At 40.8% G+C, this 7,754-nt stretch carries 6 protein-coding genes and 1 pseudogene; all 7 read left to right on the top strand.

Going from position 1 to position 7,754, the window contains the following annotated elements; translation table 11 throughout:
- The first annotated feature begins 132 nt into the window (after positions 1-132).
- The 7 genes and pseudogenes from J2S00_RS20000 (at position 133) to J2S00_RS19565 (ending at position 7,582) form a co-directional block, all read left to right on the top strand.
- Positions 133-330 carry a transposase gene (locus tag J2S00_RS20000; protein WP_370875911.1) on the top strand — a complete coding sequence of 66 codons (198 nt, stop codon included), beginning with the start codon at positions 133-135 and terminating at the stop codon, positions 328-330.
- Positions 314-1,023, top strand: a pseudogene (locus tag J2S00_RS19590) (transposase); the annotation flags it as partial. The gene J2S00_RS20000 and the pseudogene J2S00_RS19590, both read left to right, overlap by 17 nt.
- A 248-nt stretch (positions 1,024-1,271) precedes the next feature.
- A complete protein-coding gene (locus J2S00_RS19585; protein ID WP_307343951.1) occupies positions 1,272-2,576 on the top strand; it encodes a cytosine permease in 1,305 nt (434 codons plus the stop codon).
- A gap of 199 nt (positions 2,577-2,775) precedes the next feature.
- A complete protein-coding gene (locus J2S00_RS19580; RefSeq protein WP_307343948.1) occupies positions 2,776-3,897 on the top strand; it encodes an S-methyl thiohydantoin desulfurase family protein in 1,122 nt (373 codons plus the stop codon).
- Positions 3,897-5,489: a hydantoinase/oxoprolinase family protein gene (locus J2S00_RS19575; RefSeq protein ID WP_307343946.1), complete on the top strand. Its 1,593-nt coding sequence runs from the start codon at positions 3,897-3,899 to the stop codon at positions 5,487-5,489. The genes J2S00_RS19580 and J2S00_RS19575 overlap by 1 nt, the downstream gene beginning before the upstream one ends.
- Before the next feature lie 23 nt (positions 5,490-5,512).
- On the top strand, positions 5,513-7,012 hold the full coding sequence (locus J2S00_RS19570) for a M81 family metallopeptidase (RefSeq protein ID WP_307343943.1): 1,500 nt from the start codon (positions 5,513-5,515) through the stop codon (positions 7,010-7,012).
- Positions 7,013-7,021: 9 nt separating this feature from the next.
- Positions 7,022-7,582, top strand: a complete 561-nt coding sequence (locus J2S00_RS19565; protein WP_307343940.1) for a helix-turn-helix domain-containing protein — start codon at positions 7,022-7,024, stop codon at positions 7,580-7,582.
- Positions 7,583-7,754 lie beyond the last annotated feature (172 nt).

Raw genomic sequence — 7,754 nt, 5'->3', positions numbered from 1 at the left:
CACTTAAGATCAATAGCTCTACAACCAATTATGGTATTAGGTTCCAAAATCTTGTTTACCTCACGGTAAAAAAGGCATTTTGCAAAAGCCTCAATATATAAAGAAAGATTGTGTTTTGAGGGGGCTTACGGCATGTTATCGAAACGAAATAAAGACGTTCGGTATAAGCTTGAAGTGATTTCCATTGATCATTTGGTCCCGAAGGATCATTTAGTTCGAAAAATCGACCAAGCCATCAACTTTGACTTTATTTATGATTTGGTTGCTGATTATTATTCACCAGACAATGGGCACCCAAGTATAGACCCTGTGGTATCATACGGCTTGTGACAAGAATGGATTTGTCTTGGGAGCCGTTGTAGAGCCTAGTAACATCCACGATAGCCAGGTCTTTGCGGACCTTTTTGAGAAAAATTAAAACTCAGATAGGAAAGCCTTCAGCTGTTGCTCTTGATGCGGGTTATAAAACGCCACACATTAGTAAGATGCTCATTGATGATCATATCCGTCCTGTTATGCCCTATACACGCCCCCAGATGAAAAAAGGATTCTTTCAAAAAAATGAATATGTTTATGATGAGTATTATGACTGTTACATTTGCCCGGCAGGGCAAACCCTTGAGTATTGTACAACCACCCTGAAGGATATCACCAATATAAATCGGATCCAGAGTTTTGCAAGAATTGCCCGATGCTCTCACAATGTACCCAAAGTCGAGACCTTACAAAAATTATTCATCGGCATATCTGGCAGAATTATCTGGACGAGGTAGAGCATTTGAGGCATACCAATGAAAATAAAGAAATATACGTGTAATGCGCAAAGAAACAATTGAACGCGTATTTGCTGATTTAAAGGAAAAGCATGGCATCCGTTGACTACCCTAAGGGGTAAGAAGAAAAACACGATGCAGGGCGATGCTTGTTTTTGCTGCCATGAATTTGAAAAAGCTGGCCACGTGGAAGTGGAGAACCAACGGTTCTCATATTTTTTCCCTTTATTCACAACAAAACCCCTTCTGAACCTTCGGTTCAAAAAGATTTGTCTTCAGTCTGAAAAATAATATATATTAATTATCTTTTTAAGAAACTTTAAATATTAAAAATTATTGACAAATTAAGTTTTGCTTTATTAAAATTTACTTAATTAAATTTTAATATTTTAAAAAACGTTAAAGGAGATGAATTGAAGTTAAACTAAAAATTTCAAAAAATATCCAAAATGATTTATTTAGTGAATGAAAAAGATAACTTTTAAGGAGGGAAGTCTATTGAGTGAAGAAAAAGTGAAGTTACAGTTGAATGATAATGCATTAAATCCGGTTCCTGAAGAAGAACGAAGGCCCTGGTGGGAAATAACTTTTGTCACTTCAGGATTTTGTTTAGCTGTATCGGGGATGTTTGCTGGTGCAGCAATTGCTGCCGGTCTTACCATTCAACAAGTTATTGCTGCCATTTTAATTGGTAATTTGGTATTAGCTTTGTATGGAGGTTTCACAGGAGGTATAGGTGCGAAAACCGGTGTTTCAACAGCTATGTTGTCGAGGTATGCATTTGGGCGATTCGGCTCTTTAGTAATCAGCTTATTATGGGCTATCACTCTAGTCGGTTGGTTCTCTGTTCAAACAGGTTTTTTTGGTCAGACAATTCATGCTATGTTTCCTGAAGGTGGATTTCTTACATCAGCACCTGTGGCAGCTGCTTGGGGTGGTGCCCTCATGATTTTCACTGCTTATTTTGGCTTCTGTGGTATCCGCTTTTTGAGTAATATTGTCATCCCACTACTCCTTATTTTATCTGTTGTAGGTGTCGTGAAAAGTATATCCTACGTCGGTGGATGGGCAAATATTCCTCAAGAAGTTGCTGATCCGATGACGTTAATTGAGGCTGTAGTGTTGGTGGTTGGCACATTTGCCGTTGGAGCTGTAATACAGCCTGACATTACCCGTTATGCCAAATCTGCAAAAGATGCTTGGATCGCCATTATCATCGGCATGGTTATAGCAAACGGATTTATCATCTTTGCTGGTGCTATAACAGCAAGGGCAATGGGCACAGGGGATTTGCCAGCTGTTATGTTACAACTTGGATTGGGACTTCCAGCTTTGATTGTCCTCATAGCTGCCCAGTGGACAAGCAATGATAGTAATTTGTACTCAGCTTCTTTATCCGTGTCGAACATGATTCGCGTCGAAAGAAGTAAAGTTGCTCTTGTGGTCGGTATCATTGCTACTATTTTGGGTGCTGCAGGATTTGCAAACTATTTTGTCAACTGGCTTAGTGCTCTTGGTGTGGCTATTCCTCCTATAGCTGGTATTTTGATAGCAGATTATTACTTTGTTCATAAACAAAATTACCGTTTTGGAAAAGACACAACTTATAATGCACTTGTTTGGCCTGCATTTATTGCGTGGGTTATCGGTATCCTAGCTGGGTTGTACGTTCAGTGGGGAATTCCTTCTCTAAACTCTTTAGTTGCTGCTTTTCTTGCACATTGGTTATTGTTTTCTCTAGGTAAGAGCATTAACTTGCAGATGTCTTCTGGGACGGTTAAGGAGAAAGAAGACGGTTTTTAGGGACAATCGAGCATAAGTGTTCAACGTTGCTATTTTGAACAAAATATTCACACAGCAATCATATGGGCATAAGTCTTACTTCAAAAATCTGGTTAGGCAGCATTCCTACTGACCCATGTTGGCTAGATGAGATCTTCATTCTTTCTCATTCAGTCGTTTTTTTCGATACTATTATTAAATATTTAGAAGGAGAATGGTAATGGGACAAACAATTGGTGTGAAAGAGATTGAGTATTTAGCGATTGGTGCAGCTGTTTTAGGTACTGGAGGAGGAGGCGATCCATACATTGGAAAGTTAATGGCACAAAAGGCAATTGAAGAGTGTGGACCTGTCACGCTTCTTGCCCCTGATGAAGTACCTGATGACGCACTTGTTGTGCCAACAGCAATGATGGGTGCCCCGACGGTGTTTTTCGAAAAGATTCCAAATGGCGATGAGGCGCTGCATTCTCTAAGAAGATTGGAAGAATATTTGGGGAAAAAGGCGTTTGCAGTCATGCCGATGGAATGTGGGGGGTTAAATTCCACCATCCCGTTTGTCGTGGCAGCGCGTTCTGGACTTCCCTTGGTTGATGCGGATGGGATGGGAAGAGCATTTCCAGAACTACAGATGGAAACTTTTAATGTTTATGGTGTGTCTGGAACACCAATGGTCATTACGGATGAGCGTGGTAATTGGTGTCTGGTTAATACGGTCGACAACCATTTGTTAGAATACATTGCCAGAGGTATTACTATTCGTATGGGAGGAGTGGGACACATTGCCGAATACCCGATGACAGGTAAAGAAATGAAGGAAACATCAATTCATTATACAACTACCTTAGCTATTAACATTGGGAAGGCGATTGTGCATGCACGAGAGCGGTTGGAAAATCCGTTAGAGGGAATGGGGAAAGCGTTAGCTGAATCAAACTATGGTGAACCGTTGGTGTTGTTTGAAGGTAAGATCATTGATGTGGACAGAAGAACTGTAGAAGGATTTACACGAGGGACAGTAACATTGGAAGGACTTGGAACTGATGCAGGTAGCCATTTTAAAGTGGAGTTTCAAAATGAAAATTTGATTGCTTACCGTAATGATGAAGTGGTTGCCACCGTACCTGATTTGATTACTTTTTTGGATTTGGAGACGTACAAGCCGATAACGACTGAGGGATTACGTTACGGTTACCGTACAATTTGTATTGGCATTCCTACTCCTCCAATCATGCGGACTACGGAGGCATTGGAAATATGGGGACCAAAATATTTTGGTTATGATCTGCCGTTTATTCCGGTAGAAGAATTAGCAAAAAATGTTAAGAGAGGGCGGTCTTAGTGGCAGAGAAAAGATATCGATTGGGAATTGACGTAGGTGGTACAAATACAGACGTTGTCATTCTCGACCCTGACAACAGTGTTGTTGCTGCTGTAAAATCACCGACAACTGCTGATGTACAAGGTGGAATTTACTCAGGTATTGAAAAAGTTTTGCAGGACTCCAAAATAGACGTAACGAAAATATCATATGTTGCCTTAGGAACAACCCATGCCACAAATGCAATCATCCAACGGAAGGAATTGTCAAAAGTTTCGGTTGTACGGATTTGTTTACCCGCTGGGAAAGGTGTACCACCGTTAATGGATTGGCCACAAGATCTTGTTGAGGCTATGGGGGCTGAGGCTTATTTAGTTCACGGAGGATATGAGTACGACGGGAGGCCATTGGCTGGAAAGCATCTTGATCAGGAGGAATGTTTATCAGTTTTGAATCGGATTAAGGCTTCTCGAATAGAATCTCTTGCAATATGTTCAATTTTTTCGCCTGTAAATAAGGACCATGAGCAGGAGTTTGCAAAGCTTGCACGGGATGTTTTGGGGCCGGAAGTAGCAATAACATTGTCTTCGGAAATTGGAAGTTTGGGATTTATTGAACGGGAAAATTCTACAGTGTTAAATGCTGCAGTTGTCAATGTCGCAAAAAAAGCTGCCAATGGGTTGAGAGAGGCGCTTAATCAGTTCGGCATAAAAACAGACGTATTCTTCGCCCAGAACGACGGGACACTTATGTCATTAGATTATGCTATCCGTTACCCAATTTTGACAATTGGGTCGGGGCCGACAAATAGCCTACGAGGTGCGGCCTATCTTACTAATGAAAAAGATTGTATAGTCGTTGACATCGGTGGGACATCTACTGATGTTGGAATTATGGTCAAAGGTTTTCCAAGACAGTCATCTATTGCCGTGGAAGTCGGTGGAGTGCTTACGAACTTTCGTATGCCAGATTTAATATCCATTGGTGTCGGCGGGGGAAGTATTGTAAGAGAAGAAAACGGTGAGATCAAGGTGGGTCCTGACAGTGTGGGATATGAGATTACGAAAAAAGCACTTTGTTTCGGTGGCGATGTCATTACAGCTACGGATGTTGCGCTTGCATCCGGTATTGCTCATATTGACGATCCACGTTGCGATCTTTCTCGTTTGGCTTCTTTAGATACGACTTTTGTAAAAAGAGCAATGAATAAAATAATCGAATTGGTATCTGATGCATGCGATCGTATTAAAACGTCATCGAAATCCTTGCCTGTCGTACTCGTTGGTGGTGGAAGTATTCTTATACCAGATCGTGTACCGGGCATGGGAAAGATCATTAGGCCGGAAAACTTTGGTTGTGCCAATGCCATCGGTGCGGCAACAGCTGAGGCTAGCGGTGAAGTGGATACTCTTTGGTCATTGGACAACGTTTCAAGGGAAGAAGCAATTAACCAAGCAAGGAAACAGGCAATTGATCGGGCGGTACAAATGGGAGCAGAGCCTGACAAGACACAAGTTGTTGATATGGAAATGGTCCCGTTAACATACTTGCCAGGAAATGTCGTTCGCATCAAGTCAAAAGCTGCTGGACCTCTTACTATAACTAATACATGATAAACCAAGGGAGGAAAAATTATTTGCGAGTCGCCATCGGACAAGTTATCCATGAGACAAATACTTTCTCTACTGAACGAACGACAGAAGCTCACTTTTGTTCACTAGAGTGGGCTGAAGGGGAAGATATCATCGAATTACATGAAGGGGTCAAAGATTACCTAGGTGGTATGATTGATGAAGGGAGGGAACTCGGTTTAGCGCTTATACCGACACTGTCAGTTGTGGCCCAGCCTTCTGGGATTATTGCTGGGGAAACGTGGTTAAAGATTAAAGAACGTTTAATCGATCATTTGAAACGGATTGGTCACCTCGATGCCATTTGTCTCGCCCTTCACGGAGCGGGTGTTTCCGAGCAGAGTTCGGATATTGAAGGGGATTTGCTTTCGAGTATCCGTTCTACGTTTGGACAAGAAATACCCGTTGTTGCCACATTGGATTTGCATGCTAATATGACAGACCAAATGGTAGATCAGGCTGATTTACTGTTAGGTGTCCATCTATATCCCCATTCCGATGAGTATGACAGGGGCAGGGAAGCAATTCGAAGATTGATTGACATAGCAAAGGGAAAGATTAAACCTTGCATGCATTTAACGAAAATACCTATCTTAATTCCAACCTCCACGACGCTTTTTGGTCCTGCTAAACATATTAACGATCAGTGTATGGGGTGGGAAGGCGAACAAGGTATAATCGATTGTACATTTTTTCACGGGTTTCCCTATTCTGATACTCCTTATACAGGTGCATCTGTGCTTGCTACTTCTGACGGAGATGATGAATTGGCCAGATTAGCTTCCAGTCAGGTGGCACAAAAAATATGGGAAAGCCGAGGAGAGTTTCAAGTCTCTCATTTCTCTCCTTCTGAAGGTTTGAACCGTGCATTACAAGAGTCAAATGGCCCTGTCATTATTAACGAAACTTCAGACAATCCTGGAGCAGGTGCACCCGGAGACGGGACGTTTTTGCTAGCAGAAATGCTTTCAAAAGATGTTCCAAATACGTGTTTCTGTCATATTTGTGATCCGGAAGTAGCAAATGTAGCCCATCAAGCCGGTGTTGGTGCTTTTATTAATGTTAGCCTTGGTGGTAAAACAGATCATCTTCATGGATCGTCCCTCCCTATTAGGGCATATGTAAAGTGCTTAACAGATGGACAATTTATTCAAACTTCTCCGATGGAAGAAGGGTTAAAAGTCGATTTAGGGAAATCTGTGCGTCTTCTTATTGGTAACGTGGATGTCATAGTAACTAGTCTAAAATCACAACTTTTAGATGATGAACTGTTAAAATTGCACGGTATTGACATGAAACGTTACAATGTAATCGGTATTAAGTCGAGCCAGCACTTTCGTGGTTTTTTTGAAAATAAAGTCACTAAAATTATTACAGTTGATTCCCTGGGGCTGTCTACTTTCAACTTTTCAAAGTTTTCGTATCGAAATATATGTCGACCGGTCTATCCGTTGGATAAAATAGAAATTAATGCTGTCAGTAGGTTTCTAAATAAAGATTGGTGAGGGATTAAGATGGAAGCATTCAAGAGCCATAAACTTCGCCTTATTCGAAAACAGCGGGGATTAACGATGAGAGAACTGGCGGAAAAGGCCGATGTAAGTGTAGGACAGATTAGCCAAATTGAGCGTGGTCATGTCGTTCCTACACTTGTTTTGTTTTGGAAATTATGTAAGGTATTAAATGTTCCTCTGAACTACTTTTTTGAGGAGGACAAGGCTGAACACGAAAATATTATTGTTAGGAAGAATAAACGAAAGCAGATTCACTTTCCACATTCAAATGTTGTTTACCATCTTCTCTCACCTCATGATAAAGGAAACTTAGATTTTTTACTCATCGAAATCGAGCCTGGTGAAATTCACAATCCGGAACTTGTGACACACGGAGGTGAAGAGTGTGGGATTGTCCAAAAAGGACAGTTAACCGTTCTTCTTGGTGATAAAAGTTATAAATTAAAAGAGGGTGACAGTATTCAATTTCACTCTTCGATCCCCCATCGCTTTAAAAATGAAGGAAAGGAAAAGTCGGTTTCCATTTGGGCAATGACTAAAGATAAGTTTAAACAAGATTAAAATTATTAACTTTAATAATAAGCATAAATAGATTAATGTTTCAATAAGGTTTCCTTTCTAAACTTTCTATAATCTTAGTTGGATTTGAGTCAATATCCTGGACACAAAAAAGTTAAGTTTTAAGCGGAATGTTTCAAAAGATCTTCCACTTCCTGAGGTGTTCTGTAACCCA

The sequence above is a fragment of the Caldalkalibacillus uzonensis genome (genome assembly GCF_030814135.1).
Classification (GTDB): domain Bacteria; phylum Bacillota; class Bacilli; order Caldalkalibacillales; family Caldalkalibacillaceae; genus Caldalkalibacillus; species Caldalkalibacillus uzonensis.
Note: the sequence above shows the minus strand (reverse complement) of the source record. Positions and strands in the feature narration are given on the sequence as shown.

Bases quoted from the DNA above. Each gene is read 5' to 3' on its own strand.
- J2S00_RS20000 (WP_370875911.1), top strand. From the start codon at position 133: ATGTTATCGAAACGAAATAAAGACGTTCGGTATAAGCTTGAAGTGATT.
- J2S00_RS19580 (WP_307343948.1), top strand. From the start codon at position 2,776: ATGGGACAAACAATTGGTGTGAAAGAGATTGAGTATTTAGCGATTGGT.
- J2S00_RS19565 (WP_307343940.1), top strand. From the start codon at position 7,022: ATGGAAGCATTCAAGAGCCATAAACTTCGCCTTATTCGAAAACAGCGG.